At 69.4% G+C, this 545-nt stretch carries 1 protein-coding gene; it reads left to right on the forward strand.

The genetic code is table 11. The features are described 5' to 3' along the window. Window positions 1–355 (forward strand): hypothetical protein (locus VO99_RS27525; protein WP_232315614.1); only part of this gene is annotated, 355 nt, incomplete at its 5' end. Window positions 356–545 lie beyond the last annotated feature (190 nt).

Genomic DNA, 545 nt, shown 5'->3' on the forward strand with positions numbered 1-545 from the left:
TCGACGCCTGCTTTGCGGCGATGGAACTGGTACCCGTTTCGGGCCGGGCCGCTGTAACCGCCGCGTGACGTTCATGGGCCGGCCAACCACTGCCCGAGAGGCGTTGCTGGCCGAGCTGCTCGGCGATATCGCCGTGCTGCTCGACCGGGTGGATGCGCTGCCACCGGAGGTGCACCAGGCTACGCAGACGCTGTCGAAGGCGGCCGACCGGGCGGCACAAACCGTGGTGCTGGTGGATGGCCAGCTGGCGGCGCTGGCCAAGCAGGCGAAGGTGGCGGCGATGCAACACGTCGCCAAGGAAACCCATGCCCTCTTTGACCGCATCGCGCAGGAGCAGCGGGCCCTGATGACATAAGCGGCACGGGCCATAGTGGCACGGGAAGTCGGGCCGCCGCTGCAGCGCCTCGCAGGGACGCTGGCGGAGATCACGCGCCAGGCGCATGCGCCGTGGCGCGTGTGGCTGACGCACGCCGCCACGGCAGCCTTTGCGGTGGCCGTGACGGTCGTGCTGTATGCGGCGCCTTGGCTCTGAGCTCATGCCTTCA

Origin of the sequence: Aquincola tertiaricarbonis (assembly GCF_000969605.1) — a bacterium.
In the GTDB taxonomy this organism is placed as follows: Bacteria; Pseudomonadota; Gammaproteobacteria; order Burkholderiales; family Burkholderiaceae_C; genus Aquincola; species Aquincola tertiaricarbonis.